We start from the raw sequence: 18975 nt of genomic DNA, 5'->3' as shown, positions 1-18975 counted from the left end.
AACACATGCCCCCGCAAGAGCTGACGCACCGCCGACGCATGCTCGTCCTCGCCATCTGCTGCATGAGCCTGCTCATCGTCAGTCTCGACAACACCGTCCTGAACGTCGCCCTGCCCACCATGGCGCGGGAGTTCGACACCAGCATCTCGGGCATGCAGTGGACGATCGACGCCTACACCCTCGTACTCGCCGCGCTCCTCATGCTCGCGGGCTCGACGGCCGACCGCGTGGGGCGCCAGAAGATCTTCAAGGTCGGCCTGGTGATCTTCACGGTCGCTTCGGTCGCCTGTTCCCTCGCGCCCAACCTGGAATCCCTCGTGGCCTTCCGCATGGCCCAGGCGGTCGGCGGCTCCATGCTCAACCCGGTCGCGATGTCGATCATCACCAACACCTTCACCGACCCCCGCGAACGGGCCCGCGCCATCGGCGTCTGGGGCGGCGTCGTCGGCATCTCCATGGCGGCGGGACCGATCGTGGGCGGACTCCTGGTGGACTCCGTCGGCTGGCGCTCCATCTTCTGGATCAACCTGCCGGTCGGCCTCGCGGCGCTCCTCCTCACCATCCGGTACGTCCCCGAGTCCCGCGCCCCCAAGCCGCGCCGCCCCGACCCCGTAGGCCAGCTCCTGGTCATCGTGCTGCTCGGCGCCCTGACGTACGCGATCATCGAGGCCCCGACGGCGGGCTGGACGTCGCCGCTGATCATCGTGTTCGCGGGCGCGGCGCTCCTGGCCCTCCTCGGGCTGCTTGCCTACGAGCCGCGCCGCGTCGACCCCCTCATCGACCTGCGCTTCTTCCGCTCGGCGCCGTTCAGCGGGGCGACGGTGATCGCGGTCAGCGCCTTCGCCGCGCTCGGCGGCTTCCTCTTCCTCTCCACGCTCTACCTCCAGAACGTGCGCGGCCTGAACGCCCTGCACGCGGGCGTGTGGATGCTGCCGATGGCCGCGATGACGCTGGTCTGCGCCCCGCTGTCGGGCCGCCTGGTCGGCAGCCGGGGCCCGCGCGTCCCGCTCCTGATCGCGGGGGTCGCGATGACGGTCTCGGGGGTCCTGTTCGCCGCGTTCGACGCGGAGACCACGAACGGGACGCTCTTCCTCGGATACGCACTCTTCGGCCTCGGCTTCGGCTTCGTGAACGCCCCCATCACCAACACGGCCGTCTCCGGAATGCCCCGCTCCCAGGCGGGCGTCGCCGCCGCCGTCGCCTCCACGAGCCGCCAGATCGGCCAGACCCTCGGCGTCGCGGTCATCGGCGCGGTCCTGGCCTCCGGGGTGGGATCCTCGTCGTACGCGGCCGCCTTCACCGAGGCGAGCCGCCCCGCCTGGTGGATCATCGTGGGCTGCGGGCTCGCGGTCCTGGTCCTCGGCGCGCTGACGAGCGGCCGGTGGGCGAGGGAGACGGCACGGCGGACGGCGGAACGCCTGGAGAGCGTGCCGCGGGGACCGCGTACGGATACGGCACACCCTGATCGGCGTTCGGCCCAGTCCTGAGCGAACGCTCGAACTACGCTCGTGCCGTGACTGAGAATGTGACTGGGGCTGGGACCGGGACTTGGGACCCCACGGCATCGGGCGTACTACGGCTTCCCTCGGGCCGACTCGTCCGTGGCCGGGGCCTGCGGCATCCGCTCCCCGATGGCCCGACGCCCGCCTTCGCGCTGTACCTACTGGGCAAGGAGCCGCCCACCGTCGCCTGGGAGGCCCGTTGGCTGCGCTGGCCCGACTTCCGGCTGCCCACCGACCGCGCGGAGACAGCCGCCGCCCTGCGCGAGGCGTTGGAGCGGTCGGGGACCGAACGGGTCGAGGTCGCGTGCGGCGGCGGACAGGGGCGTACGGGGACGGCGCTGGCGTGCATGGCGGTACTGGACGGAGTGCCGGGCGGCGAGGCGGTCGCGTATGTGCGGGAGCACTATGCGCCGCGGGCGGTGGAGACGCCGTGGCAGCGGAGGTTCGTGAAGCGGTTCGGCTGACGCCGAGGGCAGGCGTGACGGGCGGGAGAGCGGTGAACGTGAGGGGCGGGAGAGCGGTGAGCAGGAGAGCGAGGAGCACGGCATGGCGGATCTGCGGCTGATCACCGGGGCGCCGGGGGCGGGCAAGTCGACGCTTCTGGCGCGTCTGCGCCAGCACTTGCGCCAGGACCTGCGCCAGGGCCTGCGTCAACACTCACGCCAAGGCCCCTTCACCGTCGTCGACTTCGACGAGCTGCCTGATCCCGACGGCCGTCTGCTCGGCATCGAGATCACCTCACCCGACGCCGGCGCCGTCTGGCCGGACTACAACCGCCTGTGGGTGCGCGTCGCGGGCATGCTGACGCGGGGGAACCAGCCGGTCCTGGTGACCTGCCCGCTCACTCCTGCCGAATGGGAGGCCGCCGCAGCCGGTGTGGCCGATGCGCCCGAGCCCCAGTGGGCGCTCCTGGACTGCGACGACCGGGACCGGCGCGCACGTCTGACGGCCCGCGGATGGGACGACGCGGAGATCGAGGAGGCGCTCCAGGACGCGCGGGAACTGCGCGACCTCATCGGCACGGGGTTCTCCACCTCCGGCCGCGCCCCCTCCGACACGGCAACGGCGGTCGCGGCGTGGCTCGGAGAGGTCAGGGTACCGAAGGGTCCACCGTCGCCTGATGCTCCTCGGCGAGATGCTCCTCCGCCTTGAGCCACGGCAGGAACTGGGCGCGTTTCTCCCAGCCGCACGTGTCGCAGTTCAACTGCCGTTGGACACCGGACTTTCGCACGTGCACGACATGCTCGCGCCCGTGCTGGTCCCATCTGCTGACCTTGCTCGTGGTCATCGAAGGCATGGCGAACAGTGTGCAGCAGAAACCCCCGGATCCGTATGCGGATCCGGGGGCTTCTTTCAACCTTCATTCAACGAACGCCAGGCGTCAGGCGCCAGGCGTCAGGCGTCAGCAGCCCACCAGGCGCGAGGCGAGGTAGCCCTCGATCTGGTCGAGGGAGACCCGCTCCTGCTTCATCGAGTCGCGCTCGCGCACCGTGACCGCGTTGTCGTCCAGGGTGTCGAAGTCGACCGTCACGCAGTACGGCGTGCCGATCTCGTCCTGGCGGCGGTAGCGGCGGCCGATGGCGCCCGCGTCGTCGAAGTCGATGTTCCAGTTCTGACGCAGGGCCGTGGCCAGGCCCTTGGCCTTCGGCGACAGCTCCGGGTTGCGGGAGAGCGGGAGCACCGCGACCTTCACCGGGGCGATGCGGTGGTCGAAGCGCATGACCGTCCGCTTCTCCAGCTTGCCCTTGGCGTTGGGCGCCTCGTCCTCGATGTAGGAGTCGAGGAGGAAGGCGAGCATGGTGCGGCCGACACCGGCCGCGGGCTCGATGACGTACGGAGTCCAGCGCTCGCCGGCCTCCTGGTCGAAGTACGACAGGTCCTGGCCCGAGGCCTTGGAGTGCGCGGAGAGGTCGTAGTCCGTGCGGTTGGCGACGCCCTCGAGCTCGCCCCACTCGCTGCCGCCGAAGCGGAAGCGGTACTCGATGTCAGCGGTGCGCTTCGAGTAGTGGGAGAGCTTCTCCTTCGGGTGCTCGAACCACCGCATGTTCTCCTCGCGCAGGCCGAGACCGGTGTACCAGTTCCAGCGCTGCTCCATCCAGTACTCCTGCCACTTCTCGTCCTCGCCCGGCTTGACGAAGAACTCCATCTCCATCTGCTCGAACTCGCGGGTCCGGAAGATGAAGTTGCCGGGCGTGATCTCGTTGCGGAAGGACTTGCCCATCTGCGCGATGCCGAACGGCGGCTTCTTGCGCGAAGTCTGCTGGACCTGGCCGAAGTTGGTGAAGATGCCCTGCGCGGTCTCGGGGCGCAGGTAGGCGACGGAGCCGCTGTCCTGCGTCGGGCCCAGGTGCGTGGAGAGCATGCCGGAGAACTGCTTGGGCTCGGTGAACTGGCCCTTGGTGCCACAGTTCGGGCAGTTGACCTCGGCCAGGCTCTCGGGCGGACGGCCGTGCTTGGCCTCGTACGCCTCTTCCAGGTGGTCGGCGCGGTGGCGCTTGTGGCAGGAGAGGCACTCGGTCAACGGGTCGGAGAACGTCGCGACGTGACCCGAGGCCTGCCAGACCTCCGTGGCCAGGATCACCGACGAGTCGATACCGACGACGTCCTCACGCGAAGTGACCATGTAGCGCCACCACTGGCGCTTGAGGTTCTCCTTGAGCTCGACGCCGAGGGGCCCGTAATCCCAGGCGGCACGCTGGCCGCCGTAGATCTCACTGCACGGGTAAACAAAGCCACGGCGCTTGCTCAGGCTGACGATGCTGTCGATCTTGTCGGCGGCCACGGTGCTCTCTTCATTACGACGGTGGAATGTGGATGGGCGGCGCGAAGCGCCTCGTTGAGGGGCGGAGGTCAGGAGACGGGCGGGCGAATGCTTCAGGTTACCGGCGGCCTTACCCCCCTAATCAAATCGGTTCACGGTCGGCCGCACATCCACGGCACATCCACGGCACATCGGACAGCTAGTTGACAATCGTTTCCACATTTGTTGAAAATGAGTGTCATGAACGTACGTCGCCTCATACCCACCGCCGCCGTCGCCTCCGCCACGGTCCTCGGCCTCACGGCCCTGTCCGCCTGCTCGTCCTCCAGCGCCGCGGACAAGAACGGTGACGGCAAGCTGAACGTGACGGCGTCGTTCTACCCCATGCAGTACCTGGCCCAGGAGATAGGCGGCGACCACGTCTCCGTCGACACCCTGACCAAGCCGGGCGTCGAGCCGCACGACCTGGAGCTCAGCCCGAAGCAGACCGCCTACCTCGGCGAATCGGACGTCATTCTGTACCTCAAGGGCATCCAGCCCGCCGTCGACGACGCCATCGGCCAGTCCGGCGTGAAGAACACCGTGGATGCCGCGAAGCTCACCACGCTGGAGAAGCACGGCACGGGGGTCGGCCACGACCACGGCCACGAGGGCGAAGAGCACTCCGAGGACGAGCACTCCGACGAGGAAGAGCACGGCCACGAGGACGAAGCGGGCGCCGACCCGCACATCTGGCTCGACCCGGTGAAGTACGCCGAGGTCGCCAAGGGCGTCGGCAAGGCCATGGAGAAGGCCGACCCAGACCACGCGGCGGCGTACAAGAAGAACACCGAAGCCCTGGTCAAGAAGCTGGACGGCCTGAACACCGAGTTCGAGAGCGGCCTGAAGAACACCAAGACCAAGACCTTCATCACCACGCACTCCGCCTTCGGCTACCTCGCCGAGCGCTACGGCCTGGAGCAGGAGAGCATCGCGGGCATCGACCCCGAGTCGGACCCGAGCCCCGCCCGCATCAAGGAGCTCCAGGACATCGCCAAGGAGGACAAGGTCTCCACGGTGTTCTTCGAGACCCTCGCCAGCGACAAGACCGCCAAGACGCTCGCCACCGACGCGAGCCTCAAGACGGACGTCCTCGATCCCCTCGAGGGAATTACGGACAAGTCCAAGGGCGATGACTACATCGGGGTCATGGAGTCCAACCTCGCCGCGCTCCAGAAGGCCCTCGGCGCGAAGTGAAAGACGTGAAGTGAACGAACAGCCAGCAGCATCGGAGGCGCACGCCATGGGAGCCACGGAAGGCACGACCGAAACCGGGTCCGCCCCGCCCGTCATATCCGTGCGGGCGGCCACGGCCACCCTCGGCGCGCGCCCCGTGCTGCGCGGCATCGACCTCACCGTCAAGCGCGGTGAGGTCGTCGCGCTGCTCGGCGCGAACGGCTCGGGCAAGTCCACCGCCGTCCGCTCCGTGATCGGCCAAGTCCCGCTCACCGGCGGCGACATAAGCCTCTTCGGCACCCCCCTGAAGCGCTTCCGCCAGTGGGCCCGCATCGGCTACGTACCGCAGCGCACCACGGCCGCCAGCGGCGTCCCCGCCACGATCCGCGAGGTCGTCTCGGCCGGACGCCTCTCGCGTACGAAGTCGGCGAGGCTGGGCTGGACGACGAAGGCCGACCGTGCGGCGGTCGACCGGGCCATCGGGCTCGTCGGCCTCGCCGACCGCGCCAAGGACTCCGTGAGCGCCCTCTCCGGCGGCCAGCACCAGCGCGTGCTCATCGCCCGCGCGCTCGCCTCCGAGCCCGAGCTGCTGATCATGGACGAGCCCATGGCGGGCGTCGACCTGGCGAGCCAGGAGATCCTCGCCCAGACCCTGCGCGAGCAGGTCGCCGCCGGTGCGACGGTCCTGCTCGTGCTGCACGAGCTCGGCGCCCTCGAACCGCTGATCGACCGGGCGGTCGTCCTGCGCGACGGCTGCGTGACGCACGACGGCCCGCCGCCCAAGGCCACGGGACAGCACGCGCTGCCCGGCCACGACCACGTACATCCGCACTCGGCCGACGAGCACGAGCCGATCCGCACGGGACTGCTGACCTGATGATGGAAATCTTCCAGACCGAATTCATGCAGCGGGCGCTGATCGCCGCCGTCCTCGTCGGCATCACGGCCCCCGCCATCGGCATCTACCTCGTCCAGCGCCGCCAGGCCCTGATGGGCGACGGCATCGGCCACATCGCCATGACGGGCGTCGGCCTCGGCTTCCTGCTCAACTCCAGCCCCGTGTGGATGGCGACGCTGATCGCCGTGGTCGGCGCGGTGACCATGGAGCTGATCAGGGCGTACGGCAAGACGCGCGGCGACATCGCCCTCGCGATGCTCTTCTACGGCGGCATGGCGGGCGGTGTCCTGCTGATCAATCTCTCGGACACCGGATCCAACGCGAACCTCTCCTCGTACCTCTTCGGCTCGCTCTCGACGGTCTCGGACTCCGACGTCACGGCGATCTGCCTGCTCGCGGCCTTCGTGGTCCTGGTCACGGTCGGCCTGCGCAAGCAGTTGTTCGCGGTGAGCCAGGACGAGGAGTTCGCGCGGGTGACGGGCCTGCCCGTGCGCGCCCTCAACCTGCTCATCGCGGTCACGGCGGCGGTGACGGTGACCGTCGCGATGCGCGTCGTGGGGCTGCTCCTGGTGAGCGCGCTCATGGTGGTGCCGGTCGCCGCGGCCCAGCAGATCACCCGCTCGTTCAAGGTGACGTTCATCCTGTCGGTGGTCATCGGCACCGCGGTGACCCTCTCCGGCACGGTCACGTCGTACTACCAGGACGTGCCGCCCGGCGCGACGATCGTCCTGATGGCGATCGGCGTCTTCGTCGTCCTGACGGCGCTCGCGACCCCCTTGGCCAGGCGCCGGGCACGGGCCGTGGCCACCGCGGACGCGACCTGCACGGCGGACGTCCCCAAGGACGTGCCCGAGGCGCGGCGCCCGGCGGACGAGGTCACCGTCTGAGAGCGAGCTGGCACAATGGCCCCACGGGATATGACAGATGTGCGGGCGATCGTGCGATTTTTCAGTTGAGGAGGCACCTGTGACAACGGCTGCGGGACCCCCGGTACGAGGCCGATCCACCCGGCAGCGCGCCGCGGTGGCGGCGGCCCTGGGCGAGGTGGACGAGTTCCGCAGTGCGCAGGACCTGCACGACATGCTCAAGCACAAAGGTGATTCGGTCGGCCTGACCACGGTCTACCGGACGCTCCAGTCCCTCGCCGACGCAGGCGAGGTCGACGTGCTCCGCACCGACGAGGGCGAGTCGGTCTACCGCCGCTGCTCCACCGGCGACCACCACCATCACCTGGTCTGCCGGGTGTGCGGCAAGGCCGTCGAGGTCGAGGGCCCCGCGGTGGAGAAGTGGGCGGAGGCGATCGCCTCCGAGCACGGGTACGCGAACGTGGCGCACACGGTCGAGATCTTCGGCACGTGCGCCGAGTGCGCGCAGGCCGCCGCGCAGCAGAAGTAGCCTGAACGCACTGTGGGCCCGCGCCGAAGCCGGTGCGGGCCCACAGTGCGTTTGCGTCAGCTGTTCGCGATCTCTTCCTCGTTCGGGATCGCCCCGCCGAAGCGGCGGTCGCGCCCGGCGTACTCCAGGCAGGCGCGCCACAGGTCACGCCGGTCGAAGTCGGGCCACAGGACGTCCTGGAAGACCATCTCGGCGTAACTGGACTGCCAGATCAGGTAGTTGGAGGTGCGCTGCTCGCCGCTCGGGCGCAGGAACAGGTCCACGTCCGGCATGTCCGGGTAGTACATGTACTTGGCGAAGGTCTTCTCGTTCACCTTCGACGGGTCGAGCCTGCCCGCCGCGACGTCGCGCGCGATGGCCTGCGCGGCGTCCGCGATCTCGGCACGGCCGCCGTAATTGACGCAGAAGTACAGCGTCATCGCGTCGTTGTCGACGGTCTGCTCCTGGGCGACCTGGAGCTCCTGGACGACGGACTTCCACATCTTGGGCATGCGGCCCACCCAGCGGATCCTGATGCCCAGCTCGTTCATCTCGTCCCGCCGCCGCCGGATGACGTCGCGGTTGAAGTTCATCAGGAAGCGGACCTCGTCGGGCGAGCGCTTCCAGTTCTCGGTGGAGAAGGCGTACAGCGAGAGGTTCTTGACGCCCATCTCCAGGCAGCCCTTGAGCACGTCGAGGACGACGCCCTCGCCGACCTTGTGCCCCTCGGTGCGCGGCAGCCCCCGCTCCTTGGCCCAGCGTCCGTTGCCGTCCATGACGCACGCCACATGCTGCGGCACCAGCTCGCCGGGGATCTTCGGCGGCCGGGCGCCCGAGGGATGCGGCTCGGGGACCTTGTACTCACGGCGGGACCGTCCGAGGATTCCGCGTCGTGCCATGGGGGGCTCTCTCCTACCTAGCTGTTCTCTGTGACGTCTGTCATCACGTGGTCTTCTCTACGTACCGCAATGAGCGGAGCCCGCGCTCCAAGTGCCAGTGCAGATAGGCGGAAACAAGCCCGCTGCCCTCCCTGACATGCCGTGCCTCGCACGCGTCCGCCGTCTCCCAGTCTCCGGTGAGCAGCGCGCCGAGCAGGCCGAGGGCTTCCAACGAGGGTACGACGCTGCCGGGCACCCGGCAGTCGACGCAGACGGAGCCACCGGCGGCCACGGAGAAGAACCGGTTCGGACCGGGCATTCCGCACTTCGCGCAGGAGCTGAAGCTGGGCGCGTACCCGTTCACGGCGAGGGAGCGAAGAAGAAACGCGTCGAGGATGAGGTGCGGCTCGTGCTCGCCGTTGGCGAGGGTCCGAAGGCCGCCCACCAGCAGGAGGTACTGCTGCACGGCGGGCTCGCCCTCATGGTCCGTGAAGCGCTCGGCGGTCTCCAGCATGGCCGTACCGGCGGTGTAGCGCGCGTAGTCGGTCACGATTCCGCCACCGTACGGAGCGATGGTCTCGCTCTGCGTGCACAGAGGCAGTCCCCTGCCGATCAGTTCGCTGCCGCGCGAGAAGAACTGCACGTCGACGTGGGAGAAGGGTTCGAGCCGTGCCCCGAACTTGGACTTGGTGCGCCGCACGCCGCGGGCGACGGCGCGCACCCGGCCGTGGCCGCGGGTGAGCAGCGTGATGATGCGGTCCGCCTCACCCAGCTTCTGGGTGCGCAGCACGACGCCGTCATCACGGAACAGACTCATGGGCCCATTCTCGCGTACGGGACCGACAGCCGTGGCAGGGGTGGGCCAACGGCCGTGACGGAGTGCTCCACCCCTGATCGCCAGCCCCTGATCGCCACCCCTCGATCTCCAACCCCTGACCGCCAACCCCGGCCCGCCAACCCCTACCCGTTTGACTCACACCTGACAAAATGCCCGCATGAAGAGTGATCTGTTCTCCACGGAGCACATGGCGCAGCAGTCCGTCGCCCCCGGGATGACGCTGCAGAACGCCAAGTCCATCAAGTACGCGGTCAACGGCGAGATGCACGCGCGGCAGGGCGCGATGATCGCCTACCGCGGCGACCTGCAGTTCGAGCGCAAGGGCCAGGGCGTGGGCGGCATGCTCAAGCGGGCGATGACCGGCGAGGGCCTGCCGCTCATGGCGGTGCGCGGCCAGGGAGAGGCCTGGTTCGCGAACGAGGCGCAGAACTGCTTCATCGTCGACATGGAGCCGGGTGACGTCCTCACTGTCAACGGCCGCAACGTCCTGTGCTTCGACGCGACGCTCTCGTACGAGATCAAGACGGTGAAGGGCGCGGGTGTCACGGGCGGCGGCCTGTTCAACAGTGTCTTCACGGGCGCCGGGCGGCTCGGCCTCGTCTGCGACGGCAGCCCCCTGGTGATCCCGGTGTCGCCGCAGCAGCCGGTGTACGTCGACACGGACGCGGTGGTCGGCTGGACCGCGAACCTGGACACCACGCTGCACCGCTCGCAGTCCATCGGCTCCATGATCAGGGGCGGTTCCGGCGAGGCGGTGCAGCTGATGCTGCGGGGCGAGGGGTACGTCATCGTGCGCCCGAGCGAGGCGACTCCGCAGAAGCCGCAGCAGCACTGACGAGAGGCCCTAGCGGGCGGGGCGGGCCCGGTCGGGGTGGCTGATCGCTTCCCAGGGGGCGAGGTTCCACGGGCTCGTCCGGTTCGCCGGGTCCAGGAGGGCCCTCAGGTGGGCGTCGGAGGCGGCCTGGGGTGCGGGGAAGCTCTCGTCCTCGGTGCCCTGGAGGCTGTCCCGCCAGACCTGCCTGCCGAGGAGGTAGTGGTCGGCGTACTCCTTCCAGGAGGAGTACGTCCCCGCCACCGTCGGCACGACGTTCTTGAGTCGGGCCCAGGTGTCCGCCTCGCTCAGCATCCCGCAGGCGAAGCCGCGCCGTGAGATGTCCACGTAGAGCCCGATGTCCCAGGCCAGCGGTGCGACGCCGAGGCGCCGCTGGGCCATGGTGCGGTAGCCGGTGCTCGCGAGCCCGCTCAGGCGCCCGAGCAGTTGCTCGGGCGCGGTGATCTCCCACTGGTCGGCGAGCCACTTCTCGGCCTTGCCGTCGTCGATGCGGGTGAACGGATAGAGGGTCGTCCGGGACGCGTCCTTGTCCCGGCTCACCGGTGCCCCCAGTGACACCATCCAGAGCTGGTGCATGGTGAGCGGCGTCGGATACTTCGACTCGACCCTCGGCTTGCTCCACTTCCATATGGCCATGCGCCCGCACCTTACGTCACGGGACTTCACCCCACGTCACGGGACTTCACCCCGACTTCGTGCGTTCGCGTAGGCGGTGGCGGCGCTGATCCGCTCGGAGTCCGTGGCGGTCCTGAGCAAGGCAGGCTCACAGTCCCACTCCCGTCCGCCGCCGACGGGACGGAGCTGGACGTAGGGCCCTTCATGCCCCATGACCCTGCCGACCTGGCCGGTACGGGTGTCCACGGCGTAGGCACCGATGGGCAGGTTGCCGATGGGGAGGTCCAGGTTCATCACCGGCCCTCGCCTTCGACGCGGGCGGCGCGTGGCAGGGCGACGGCGAGGCGCAGTGCCGTATCGACGGAACACCCGCCCAATTCGATGGGGGGACAGGGGGCTTCGCGGGCCCAGGATGTGGGGTCGATCCGCAATGACGGAAGAATAATTCCGGTCCCCGCGAGTGCGGAACGCAATTCCTGCACGGTCTCCTCCGCTTCTTCGGCGCATAGCGCCGAGTGCGCCTTGCTTTCAGTCATGACGTGGCTCCCCTTTCCCATCGGATTTCACGCTTCGCGTCTCGATGGCGGCCGGTCCGACCTACACTCGGCAGCAGTCTGCGCTCTACAACTGCGACGCAGCGGAGGGTGGTTGGCCATGGCCAATGGTTCACGTCAGGCGGCGTGGGAGTTCTCCGGGGCGGATTCGGGGCAGATTCGGGGCGGAGCTGAAGAGGCGCTAGAGGATGCCGGTTTCACCCGGTCGGCACTGGGGGTGCAGGTATTTGCTTCCGGTGGACACATCGGCTAATTCGAACAGGCCATTCGGAGACCGCAGTTGGATGTCGCGCAGCGGATTGATGAGACGCTGCAAACCGGCGGCATTTCCGAGCGGTTGTGCCGCAGGCTGATCGATGACAAGCGGTTTGCCGATTACTTCGCACCCGTGGCAGAGCTGGAAGCTCCGGCGGAACAGGACGGGGCGGGGGCGCGAATTCGCAGATCTTCGGGGAGTCAAGGGCGTGCGGTAGCGGTCCGGCCCCCTGTGACGCGCAAGAGGTCGAGCTTTCCCTCGTCGCTGCTGCCGGACGCCGCCGTATAGGTGACCATGGGCAGGTCCGCGCCCGGGACGATCAGGACGTCGCAGTCGAGCAGGATGTCGCCGACCTCCGGACGCCGGATCGTCTTGCGTTCGGCGGTGTGCTGAGCGGCGGCCGTCTGCGTGGCCCAGTGACGGGCAAAGGCGTCGGATCCTGCCGGTCATGGCCCTCACCCCGTTCGCGACCGGCCGCGAGGCCGCCGGGCGCTACCTCGCCGACGTCGTCCTCGGCACGACCGAGGCGCCGACCGGGTCCTACGTGGACCGCGCCCGTGCGGCCCGATCGTCCGAGGAGTCCTACGACCCTCGGCGCGAAGGCGAACTGTGGGAACACGCCGAGCGGTTCACCGCGGCGTACGCAGCCTGAACTCCCCGATCGCGGACCCGCCTGTCGGGCGGCTACCGCAGGAGATCGCGGGCGCCGGTGAGGATGCCGACCACGCGGGGGAAGTCCTTGAGCTGGTCCAGGAGCGAGTCGAGCGCGGGGAGCAGGCACCGCGGCGGGACCCCACGAGCTGCCAGGATGTCCGCGGTCCACGTGATGAACCGGGTGAACAGGGCCGGGTCGTCGACGTAGACGGCCGTGGCGAGGTAGCTGACGATGAAGTCGATGTCCTCGATGGTGCGTTCACGCTGGTACTCGTTGTACCGGCTCATCTCGGGAAAGCCGTTCTCGACGGCGGCGAGGGTCTGCTTGACCAGCTGCAGCTTGGTCCGGCGGATCATCGTGTACTCCTGGTCGCCCAGGTGGGGCAGGTCCAGGTCCGGCAGGCGGGCCGCGTGCGCGCCGGGTTCCATCAGGTTCCGGCCGAGCAGGGTGGCCGCGCCAGGTGCGTCCTGGGCCCACTCCGCCCGCATCAGCCGCGCGTAGCGGCCCTGCGGACCGAACGCGGCTCCTCCGGCGAGTACCGGAACGCCGACGCTCTGGCAGGAGGCGATCGCGTTGTGGGCGCCGGGCAGAAGTGTCGGGATGGACGAGGACAGCAGCACCGCCTGCGCACGGGTGCGGTGCACGTGCGCGACCAGATGCTCGGTGGGGACCTGCGCCCCGAGATAGTCGACGCGCCAGCCCCGCAGTCGCAGCACCTCGCTGACCAGACGCGCGGGCAGGGCGTGCCACTCGCCGTCGACACACGCCACCAGGACCCTGCCCACGAACGTGCCGTCGAGAACGGAGGCGGTGGCGTCGGCGACCACCGCGATGCACCGCTCGCTGATCGCGGTGGCGGCGTGTTCCTGCGCCACCGTGATGTCGTTGGCCGCCCAGGCCAGACCGATCCGCTCCTGAGCCGGTGCGATCAGTTCGAGCAGAATCCGCTCACCCGCGGCACGATCCGCTGTGCCGAGCGCGCGCCGCACGATGGCGACGGCCTGGGTCTCGTCGCACTCGCCGAGCGCCTGCCACAGCTGATCACGCGGCTCGGCGAGGGAGTTGGTGTTCTTGTCACCGCTCACGCGGCTCACCTTCTTGGGTCGGTTCGTTCATAGGTCAGACGGTTGTCGCTCGGCCGGGGGCGCCGATCGCCAGAACCGCCATGTCGTCGTGCCGGCCCTCGCCCACCCACTGGGCGGCGACCATCTGCACGCGTTCGGTGACTACTTCGGCCGGCATCCCGGCGCACTGGGACAGCACGGTGCGCAGCCTGTCCTCGCTGAACATCACGTCCCCCAGCGGCCCACCGCGCGCCTCGGTGATCCCGTCGGTGTACAGCAGGCAGGTCTCACCCGGTTGCAGGGCGACTTCGGCGGTCGTGAACTCGACGTCGGCGAACGCGCCGATCAGTGTGCCGCTGGTACGGGTCTCCTCGACTTGGCCGGTGGAGCGCACGATGAGCGGGGCGGGATGGCCCGCGCTGGATATGCGCAGCCGTACCCGTGTGTCCTGCCGTACGGCGGTGGCCAGGACCAGCGTCACGAAGGGGGTCTGGTTCGAGGCCAGGAGCGCGTTGTTGAGGAGGGTCAGCAAGCGGGTGTGGTCGGCGGCGAACGGCACCAGCGCCTGGAGTACGTTGCGAATCCTGCCTGCTGTGATCGCGGCCTCAAGTCCCTTGCCGCACACGTCACCCAGCACGGCGAGAGTCTCGCCCTCCGGTGTGGCGGCGGGGTGCAGGTCGTAGAAGTCGCCGCCGATGCGTTCGCCTTCCGCAGACGCGCGGTAGCGGCCGGAGAAGCAGATGCCGTGCACCCGGCCGAGGGTGGGCGGCAGCAGGTCACGCATCAGCAGTTCGTTGATGTGCGCCTGGCGGGTGTGACTGCGGGCCACGGACAGGCCGGCACCGGCGCGTGCAGCGAAGAGCTGGGCGAAGGCCTCCTCTCCGGAGGTGAACGTCGCTTCCTCGCGACGGCGCAGCAGAACAAGGCACCCGGCAGGCACACCGTGCCCGGGCAACGGCACCACGACCACCGAACCGATATCGGCGGCATCCTCCACGAAACCGTCGGGCACGGCCCAGGGCGGCACCTGATGGGGGTCGATCCAGCGGGAGGACACAGCGGGAAGCCCCGACAACGCCTCGGCCACGCCGGGCAGTTGACCGGGCTCCAAGGCAACCCGCTCCTGCACCACGGGCCCGCCCATGGCGCACCGCGTCACAGGGAACAGGTATCCGTCCCCCATCCCGACGATGACCGCCGCGTCCGCCAGATGCTGCGCCGCCCGTTGCACGGTCACCGCCATACAGTGATCGAGGTTCAGCGAGGCGAGCAGCTCGGAAGAGAGCTCCTGCAGCAACCCGGATCTGGCCCGCTCGCGCGCCAACTCCAGCGCCGCACCGTCCGGAACACTGTCGCCGACGACCAGCCACCAGGTGACCGCACCATCCACACCCGCCCCGGCAAGCGCCTTCACCCGGCGCCCGCCGATCCGGCCACCCGCCCATGCCGACGCCCCCTCGCCCGCACCACCGACATGCCGCACATGGGCCTCGACCAGCCAAGCGGGCGCGACATCACCCCACGCCACACCGACACCGACGCGCGCCAGCAGAACACCGGCCTGCTCGTTATGAGCCACCACGACGCCGTCCGCGTCCACGGTCACCACCGGATACGGATCACGGTGCTGCGTGGCAGGTCCGACACCCCAAGGGCTCGTCTGATCCGAAAAGGAGACCATCGACCTGGAACCCACTGGCGGGGATCCCCACCCCCCATCTACTCGAAGGCAGGTAACCACCAAATTACCGACGGCATATGTCTATAGCCTGCACTTCACAGAACGCCCACCACCCACCCCCCAACTACTGAATAATCCGCCCAGCACAAACGCCCAAGAGGCCGAATCACAAAAAAGTCCCACCCCGGACCCGCCCCAGGGCCCTCCCGGTGGGACTTTCCTGCAATCCCCCCCAACCCCCGACGGCCACGCCGACCCACTACAGCCCCCGGAAGTACCGCACCTCCGTCCGCCCCTCGCCCACCAGCGTGAACCCCGCACGCTCAAGCACCACCCGTGACCCGGCGTTCCCCACGTCCGTCGCGGCCCGCAGCGAGGTCAGCCCGTACTCGGTGGCGGCCAGCTCGCAAAGCCGGCGTACGGCACCGGTGGCGAGGCCACGGCCCGCCGCACGCTCGGCAATGCGATAGCCGAGCTCGGCCTCACCATCGGCCACGTCGACGAGGTTGACCCGCCCCAACACCGCGCCCCCGGCACCGGCGGCGTCGACGTCGACGAGTACGTGGAAGTAACAGGTCCCGGCGTCCTGTTCGGCGAGCAGCGCCGCATGCCGTGCATCGAACTCAACGAAGTAGGCATCCCCACGATCACGGACGGACTTCGCGAAGTACTCCCGGTTCTCACGCTCGAAGGCGAGCAGAGCGGGAGCGTGATCGGCGCGCAGGCACTGGAGTTCGGGCACGGACATACCCGCACGCTAGCCCCGCCCCGCCCCCTCCCGCACCGGAAAATACTGCCGCGGGGTCAGCCCCACGATGCGGTGGAACGCGGGGACGAACGAGCTGGCGGAGGCGTAGCCGACCCGCGCGGCCACCGCCTCGGTCGTCATGCCCTCGGCGAGCATGCGTTCGGCACCTTCGAGGAACACCTCCCGGCCCCGGCGGAACCCGGTCGCGGCTCTTTGAGATCGTGCAGGGCCGAGCCCTTGATCCGGTCGACCAGAGGGCGCCCCTCCGCAGGACCGTGGCAGGCGAGGAGTGTGACCGCGGCGCCGAACCCACCCCCCCCCTCACCCGAACGAGGGAGATCAGCCGCGGATCACCGCCACCGAGGAGTCCCGCGGATCCATCCGCACATGCACCCGCTCCCCCGCCCCCGTCACCCGCGTCCGCACCTGCACCCCCTCCGGGAGGTCCGGCAGGACCGGAGTCACTCCGCACTCCGCTCGCACCCTGTCCAGGAGTTCCCGCATCTCCTTCGGGGTCGGGCGCGTGCCCAGGTACCAGGCCGTGCCCTCGCCGTACGTGTGGCGGGTCACCGCCGGGGAGCCGGAGGCGAAGGTGGTGATCGCCTCCGCTCCCTCCAGGTGGATCTCCTCCGACCAGGAGCCGTCCGGGCGGGGGTCGAACTCCTCCACGCGGAGGCCCAGGAGCTCGCGGAAGGGAGCCGGGTAGCCGCCGAGATGGACGCGGTCGTGTTCGTCCGTGATTCCGGAGAAGTAGGACATGACCAGGGTGCCTCCCCGCCTTACGTACGAGGAGATTCGTGCCGCGGTCTCCTTCGAGACCGAGTAAAGATTGGGGACCAGGAGCAAGCGGTACCCGGTCAAGTCGTCAGGCAGCCCCGTCGGCCCTCCGTCCACCGGCACCACATCGCACGCCACCGACGCGTCGTACAGCGGCTTGTGGTGGGCCAGGGCCGCGTCGAGGAATGTGACGTCCGTGCTGGGGTGCGCGTCCAGTTCCAGGGCCCACCAGCTGGGCCAGTCCAGGAGCAGGGCCGCGTCCGCACGCTCGGGGCGGGAGCCAAGGAGCTCCGGGTAGCGGGCCAGTTCCGCGCCCAGCTCCCGCACCTCCCGGAAGATCCGCGTCTCCCGGCCCCCGTGCGGCACCATCGCCGAGTGGAACTTCTCCGCTCCCCCGCGCGACTGCCGCCACTGGAAGAACAGCACCGAGTCCGCGCCGTGCGCCACCGCCTGCCAGCTGTCCAGGCGCATCCGGCCCGGCGGCTTCCTGCCGTTGCGCTCGCGCCAGTTCACCGCGCCCGGGGCCTGTTCGAGGAGCAGCCACGGCTGGCCGCCCTTCAGGCCGCGCATGACGTCGTACGAGAAAGCCGTCCGGTGGAGCGAATCCGGATCGTGCGGGTCCGGGTACGAGTCGTACGCCACCACGTCCAGGTGCGGGGCCCACTCGAACAGGTCCAGCGTCTTCGCGATCGGGACGAAGTTCGTCGTCACCGGTACGTCCGGTGTGACGCGGGCCAGGGTCTCCTTCTCCGCCAGGTAGCACGCGAGGAGTTCGTCGGACGAGAAGCGCCAGTAGTCCAGCTGCTGGGCCGAGTTGCGGAACGACGGGGCCTCGCGTGGGGTGTGAATCTCCTCGAACGTGCCGTACCGCTGCGACCAGAAGTCCGTCGACCACGCGTCGTTGAGGGCCGCCACCGTCCCGTACCGCCCCCGCAGCCACGTGCGGAACGCCGCCGTCGACACCTCGCAGTGGCAGTGGCGTGAGATGTGACAGCCGTATTCGTTGCCGATGTGCCAGAGCGCCAGGGCGGGGTGCGTGCCGTAGCGCGTGGCCAGGCGTTCCGCGAGGCGTACGGCATGGCGGCGGTAGATCGCGCTCGACGGGCACCAGTGCTGGCGCGAGCCGGGGTACAGGCGCGTGCCGTCCGCCAGGACCGGCAACGTCTCCGGGTGCAGGCGGGTCAGCCAGGGCGGCGGGGACGCCGTCATCGTGGCGAGGCTGACCGCGACGCCCGCCTCCGCCAGGCGGTCCATGTGGCCATCGAGCCAGGTGAAGTCGTACGTGCCGGGGGCGGGCTCCGTCTTCGCCCAGGAGAAGATGCCGAGCGTCACGAGGTTCACGCCCGCCTCGCGCATCAACACGATGTCCTCCGCGTGGACTTCGGGGCCCCACTGCTCGGGGTTGTAGTCACCCCCGAACCCCAGCGACGTGACCCGGTCATAGAAGTGACCCAGTCTCACCCCAGGCAACTCACTCGCCCCAGGTAGCTCGCCCACCTCGCTCACCTCACCCGCCTCGCCCACCTCGCTCGTCTCGCCCAGCTCACGACCCACCCTCATCCCACGCCCCTCATCCCACACCCCTCGCCCCCTGCTGAGACCTCGCCGCGATCCCCCGGAAGTGATCCGCCATCGCCCGCTGCGCCCGCTCCACGTCCCGTGCCCGCAGCGCCGTCACGATGTCCCGGTGCCTGCGCACCGTCACGTCAGGCGCCGGGTCGCGGACCCACCCCCGCACGCCCGCCACCCGGTTGAACACGTTCCAGAACGCGCCGAGCAGCTGCGGCACCAGCTCGTTGCCCAGCGGGCGGTAGAGCGTCTCGTGGAACTCGCGGTCCAGCTCCGGGAAGGCGGCTCCGCCATCCGCCGACTCCTCCATCTTCCGCACCAGCGCCTCAAGTTGGCGCAGCTCCTCGTCCGTGAGCAGCACCGCGACCCGGCGCACCAGGCCCTCCTCGAGCACCTCCCGCACCTGGAGAATCTCCGCCAAGGCGTGCGTGTCGTCGCCGAGTTGCACCAGTGCGCGGAACGTCAGACCGTCCGCGAGCGGCGTCAGCGACGCCTGCCCCACATACGTCCCGTAGCCGTGTCTGATCTCCACTATGTCCAGGGCCTGGAGGGCCTTCAGCGCCTCGCGCACCGAGTTCCTGCTGACCCCCAGCTCCTCCATCAGCTCGGCCTCGGTGGGCAGCAGTGCGCCCGGCCGAAGCCGTCTGTCGAGGATCAACTGCATGACCGAGCGCCGGACTTGACTGCCCACACGCCGTTCGCGGGCTGGCTCCTGAGGCATGCGGCACATCGTAGGCACGGATGACATCCCACGTCCC

22 protein-coding genes and 3 pseudogenes are annotated in these 18975 nt (G+C 69.4%); 10 read left to right on the top strand and 15 right to left on the bottom strand.

The genetic code is table 11. The annotated features are described in order from the left end of the window. The first annotated feature begins 5 nt into the window (after positions 1–5). From ACZ5CR_RS07185 to ACZ5CR_RS07175, 3 genes are all read left to right on the top strand, one after another. Complete coding sequence (locus ACZ5CR_RS07185; protein ID WP_468854412.1) at positions 6–1487, top strand: MFS transporter; 1482 nt, start codon at positions 6–8, stop codon at positions 1485–1487. A 26-nt stretch (positions 1488–1513) separates the two neighbouring features. After that, the gene (locus ACZ5CR_RS07180; RefSeq protein ID WP_468854411.1) at positions 1514–1966 is read left to right on the top strand and encodes a protein-tyrosine phosphatase family protein; all 453 of its coding nucleotides are present in this window, start codon (positions 1514–1516) and stop codon (positions 1964–1966) included. Between the two features lie 82 nt (positions 1967–2048). Next, positions 2049–2654 (top strand): AAA family ATPase, encoded by a 606-nt coding sequence (locus ACZ5CR_RS07175; RefSeq protein ID WP_468854410.1) that lies wholly within the window; start codon positions 2049–2051, stop codon positions 2652–2654. Here the strand turns inward: ACZ5CR_RS07175 and ACZ5CR_RS07170 are convergent. Together ACZ5CR_RS07170 and ACZ5CR_RS07165 are read right to left on the bottom strand one after the other, a co-directional pair. Further along, on the bottom strand, positions 2593–2799 hold the full coding sequence (locus tag ACZ5CR_RS07170) for a hypothetical protein (RefSeq protein ID WP_468854409.1): 207 nt from the start codon (positions 2797–2799) through the stop codon (positions 2593–2595). The genes ACZ5CR_RS07175 and ACZ5CR_RS07170 overlap by 62 nt on opposite strands. Positions 2800–2904: 105 nt before the next feature. Then, the gene (locus ACZ5CR_RS07165) at positions 2905–4284 is read right to left on the bottom strand and encodes a glycine--tRNA ligase (protein WP_389907347.1); all 1380 of its coding nucleotides are present in this window, start codon (positions 4282–4284) and stop codon (positions 2905–2907) included. A 219-nt stretch (positions 4285–4503) separates the two neighbouring features. On the opposite strand from ACZ5CR_RS07165, the gene ACZ5CR_RS07160 reads away from it, so the two are divergent. Genes ACZ5CR_RS07160 through ACZ5CR_RS07145 form a run of 4 tightly spaced genes read left to right on the top strand, consistent with a single transcriptional unit; the run spans position 4504 to position 7771 of the window. Continuing rightward, positions 4504–5499 carry a metal ABC transporter substrate-binding protein gene (locus ACZ5CR_RS07160; protein ID WP_468854406.1) on the top strand — a complete coding sequence of 332 codons (996 nt, stop codon included), beginning with the start codon at positions 4504–4506 and terminating at the stop codon, positions 5497–5499. Positions 5500–5545: 46 nt separating this feature from the next. After that, on the top strand, positions 5546–6355 hold the full coding sequence (locus ACZ5CR_RS07155; protein WP_468854403.1) for a metal ABC transporter ATP-binding protein: 810 nt from the start codon (positions 5546–5548) through the stop codon (positions 6353–6355). A 2-nt stretch (positions 6356–6357) separates the two neighbouring features. Next, on the top strand, positions 6358–7263 hold the full coding sequence (locus ACZ5CR_RS07150; RefSeq protein ID WP_468854816.1) for a metal ABC transporter permease: 906 nt from the start codon (positions 6358–6360) through the stop codon (positions 7261–7263). A gap of 37 nt (positions 7264–7300) precedes the next feature. Next, positions 7301–7771: a Fur family transcriptional regulator gene (locus ACZ5CR_RS07145; protein ID WP_468854400.1), complete on the top strand. Its 471-nt coding sequence runs from the start codon at positions 7301–7303 to the stop codon at positions 7769–7771. 56 nt (positions 7772–7827) lie between these two features. Here ACZ5CR_RS07145 and ACZ5CR_RS07140 read toward each other — a convergent pair whose 3' ends face one another. Beyond that, positions 7828–8649, bottom strand: a complete 822-nt coding sequence (locus ACZ5CR_RS07140) for an isoprenyl transferase (protein WP_389907337.1) — start codon at positions 8647–8649, stop codon at positions 7828–7830. 43 nt (positions 8650–8692) lie between these two features. Then, the gene (gene recO, locus ACZ5CR_RS07135) at positions 8693–9445 is read right to left on the bottom strand and encodes a DNA repair protein RecO (protein WP_389907335.1); all 753 of its coding nucleotides are present in this window, start codon (positions 9443–9445) and stop codon (positions 8693–8695) included. A 178-nt stretch (positions 9446–9623) separates the two neighbouring features. Here recO and ACZ5CR_RS07130 point away from each other — a divergent pair, with 178 nt between their 5' ends. Further along, on the top strand, positions 9624–10301 hold the full coding sequence (locus ACZ5CR_RS07130; RefSeq protein WP_468854396.1) for an AIM24 family protein: 678 nt from the start codon (positions 9624–9626) through the stop codon (positions 10299–10301). 9 nt (positions 10302–10310) lie between these two features. On the opposite strand, the gene ACZ5CR_RS07125 is transcribed toward ACZ5CR_RS07130, so the two are convergent. The 3 genes from ACZ5CR_RS07125 to ACZ5CR_RS07115 are packed head-to-tail and all read right to left on the bottom strand — an operon-like array spanning position 10311 to position 11449. Beyond that, entirely contained in the window at positions 10311–10934 is a 624-nt protein-coding gene (locus ACZ5CR_RS07125) for a DUF1266 domain-containing protein (protein WP_468854393.1), read from the bottom strand. A 36-nt stretch (positions 10935–10970) separates the two neighbouring features. Further along, the gene (locus ACZ5CR_RS07120) at positions 10971–11207 is read right to left on the bottom strand and encodes a hypothetical protein (protein WP_468854391.1); all 237 of its coding nucleotides are present in this window, start codon (positions 11205–11207) and stop codon (positions 10971–10973) included. After that, the gene (locus ACZ5CR_RS07115; protein WP_468854389.1) at positions 11207–11449 is read right to left on the bottom strand and encodes a hypothetical protein; all 243 of its coding nucleotides are present in this window, start codon (positions 11447–11449) and stop codon (positions 11207–11209) included. Before ACZ5CR_RS07115 ends, ACZ5CR_RS07120 begins: the two co-directional genes overlap by 1 nt. 118 nt (positions 11450–11567) lie before the next feature. Between ACZ5CR_RS07115 and ACZ5CR_RS07110 the strand changes: the two are divergent. Then, positions 11568–11879 (top strand): annotated as a pseudogene (locus ACZ5CR_RS07110) (transcriptional regulator); the annotation flags it as partial. 44 nt (positions 11880–11923) lie between these two features. Here the strand turns inward: ACZ5CR_RS07110 and ACZ5CR_RS07105 are convergent. After that, positions 11924–12103 (bottom strand): annotated as a pseudogene (locus ACZ5CR_RS07105) (MmyB family transcriptional regulator); the annotation flags it as partial. Between the two features lie 68 nt (positions 12104–12171). Here ACZ5CR_RS07105 and ACZ5CR_RS07100 point away from each other — a divergent pair. Next, on the top strand, positions 12172–12375 hold the full coding sequence (locus ACZ5CR_RS07100) for a hypothetical protein (protein WP_468854388.1): 204 nt from the start codon (positions 12172–12174) through the stop codon (positions 12373–12375). 32 nt (positions 12376–12407) lie between these two features. Here ACZ5CR_RS07100 and ACZ5CR_RS07095 read toward each other — a convergent pair whose 3' ends face one another. From ACZ5CR_RS07095 to ACZ5CR_RS07065, 7 genes and pseudogenes are all read right to left on the bottom strand, one after another. After that, positions 12408–13463: a cobalamin-dependent protein gene (locus ACZ5CR_RS07095; RefSeq protein WP_468854386.1), complete on the bottom strand. Its 1056-nt coding sequence runs from the start codon at positions 13461–13463 to the stop codon at positions 12408–12410. A gap of 34 nt (positions 13464–13497) precedes the next feature. Then, positions 13498–15042 carry a PP2C family protein-serine/threonine phosphatase gene (locus tag ACZ5CR_RS07090; protein ID WP_468854385.1) on the bottom strand — a complete coding sequence of 515 codons (1545 nt, stop codon included), beginning with the start codon at positions 15040–15042 and terminating at the stop codon, positions 13498–13500. A 340-nt stretch (positions 15043–15382) separates the two neighbouring features. Then, the gene (locus ACZ5CR_RS07085; RefSeq protein ID WP_468854814.1) at positions 15383–15865 is read right to left on the bottom strand and encodes a GNAT family N-acetyltransferase; all 483 of its coding nucleotides are present in this window, start codon (positions 15863–15865) and stop codon (positions 15383–15385) included. A 15-nt stretch (positions 15866–15880) separates the two neighbouring features. Continuing rightward, positions 15881–16051 carry a helix-turn-helix domain-containing protein gene (locus ACZ5CR_RS07080; protein ID WP_468854383.1) on the bottom strand — a complete coding sequence of 57 codons (171 nt, stop codon included), beginning with the start codon at positions 16049–16051 and terminating at the stop codon, positions 15881–15883. A gap of 8 nt (positions 16052–16059) precedes the next feature. Beyond that, a pseudogene (locus ACZ5CR_RS07075) lies at positions 16060–16170 on the bottom strand (type II toxin-antitoxin system RelE/ParE family toxin); the annotation flags it as partial. A gap of 40 nt (positions 16171–16210) precedes the next feature. Further along, positions 16211–18208 (bottom strand): beta-galactosidase, encoded by a 1998-nt coding sequence (locus tag ACZ5CR_RS07070; protein ID WP_468854381.1) that lies wholly within the window; start codon positions 18206–18208, stop codon positions 16211–16213. A gap of 10 nt (positions 18209–18218) precedes the next feature. Further along, on the bottom strand, positions 18219–18947 hold the full coding sequence (locus ACZ5CR_RS07065) for a FadR/GntR family transcriptional regulator (RefSeq protein ID WP_468854812.1): 729 nt from the start codon (positions 18945–18947) through the stop codon (positions 18219–18221). Positions 18948–18975 lie beyond the last annotated feature (28 nt).

This window comes from Streptomyces sp. NPDC031274 (assembly GCF_055570235.1).
This window is presented reverse-complemented; position numbering and strand designations above follow the sequence as displayed.

Bases quoted from the DNA above. Each gene is read 5' to 3' on its own strand.
- ACZ5CR_RS07150 (WP_468854816.1), top strand. From the start codon at position 6,358: ATGGAAATCTTCCAGACCGAATTCATGCAGCGGGCGCTGATCGCCGCC.
- ACZ5CR_RS07065 (WP_468854812.1), bottom strand. From the start codon at position 18,947: ATGTGCCGCATGCCTCAGGAGCCAGCCCGCGAACGGCGTGTGGGCAGT.
- ACZ5CR_RS07130 (WP_468854396.1), top strand. From the start codon at position 9,624: ATGAAGAGTGATCTGTTCTCCACGGAGCACATGGCGCAGCAGTCCGTC.
- recO (WP_389907335.1), bottom strand. From the start codon at position 9,445: ATGAGTCTGTTCCGTGATGACGGCGTCGTGCTGCGCACCCAGAAGCTG.
- ACZ5CR_RS07170 (WP_468854409.1), bottom strand. From the start codon at position 2,799: ATGCCTTCGATGACCACGAGCAAGGTCAGCAGATGGGACCAGCACGGG.
- ACZ5CR_RS07175 (WP_468854410.1), top strand. From the start codon at position 2,049: ATGGCGGATCTGCGGCTGATCACCGGGGCGCCGGGGGCGGGCAAGTCG.
- ACZ5CR_RS07125 (WP_468854393.1), bottom strand. From the start codon at position 10,934: ATGGCCATATGGAAGTGGAGCAAGCCGAGGGTCGAGTCGAAGTATCCG.
- ACZ5CR_RS07155 (WP_468854403.1), top strand. From the start codon at position 5,546: ATGGGAGCCACGGAAGGCACGACCGAAACCGGGTCCGCCCCGCCCGTC.
- ACZ5CR_RS07120 (WP_468854391.1), bottom strand. From the start codon at position 11,207: ATGAACCTGGACCTCCCCATCGGCAACCTGCCCATCGGTGCCTACGCC.
- ACZ5CR_RS07115 (WP_468854389.1), bottom strand. From the start codon at position 11,449: ATGACTGAAAGCAAGGCGCACTCGGCGCTATGCGCCGAAGAAGCGGAG.
- ACZ5CR_RS07140 (WP_389907337.1), bottom strand. From the start codon at position 8,649: ATGGCACGACGCGGAATCCTCGGACGGTCCCGCCGTGAGTACAAGGTC.
- ACZ5CR_RS07070 (WP_468854381.1), bottom strand. From the start codon at position 18,208: ATGAGGGTGGGTCGTGAGCTGGGCGAGACGAGCGAGGTGGGCGAGGCG.
- ACZ5CR_RS07100 (WP_468854388.1), top strand. From the start codon at position 12,172: ATGGCCCTCACCCCGTTCGCGACCGGCCGCGAGGCCGCCGGGCGCTAC.
- ACZ5CR_RS07160 (WP_468854406.1), top strand. From the start codon at position 4,504: ATGAACGTACGTCGCCTCATACCCACCGCCGCCGTCGCCTCCGCCACG.
- ACZ5CR_RS07145 (WP_468854400.1), top strand. From the start codon at position 7,301: ATGTGCGGGCGATCGTGCGATTTTTCAGTTGAGGAGGCACCTGTGACA.
- ACZ5CR_RS07185 (WP_468854412.1), top strand. From the start codon at position 6: ATGCCCCCGCAAGAGCTGACGCACCGCCGACGCATGCTCGTCCTCGCC.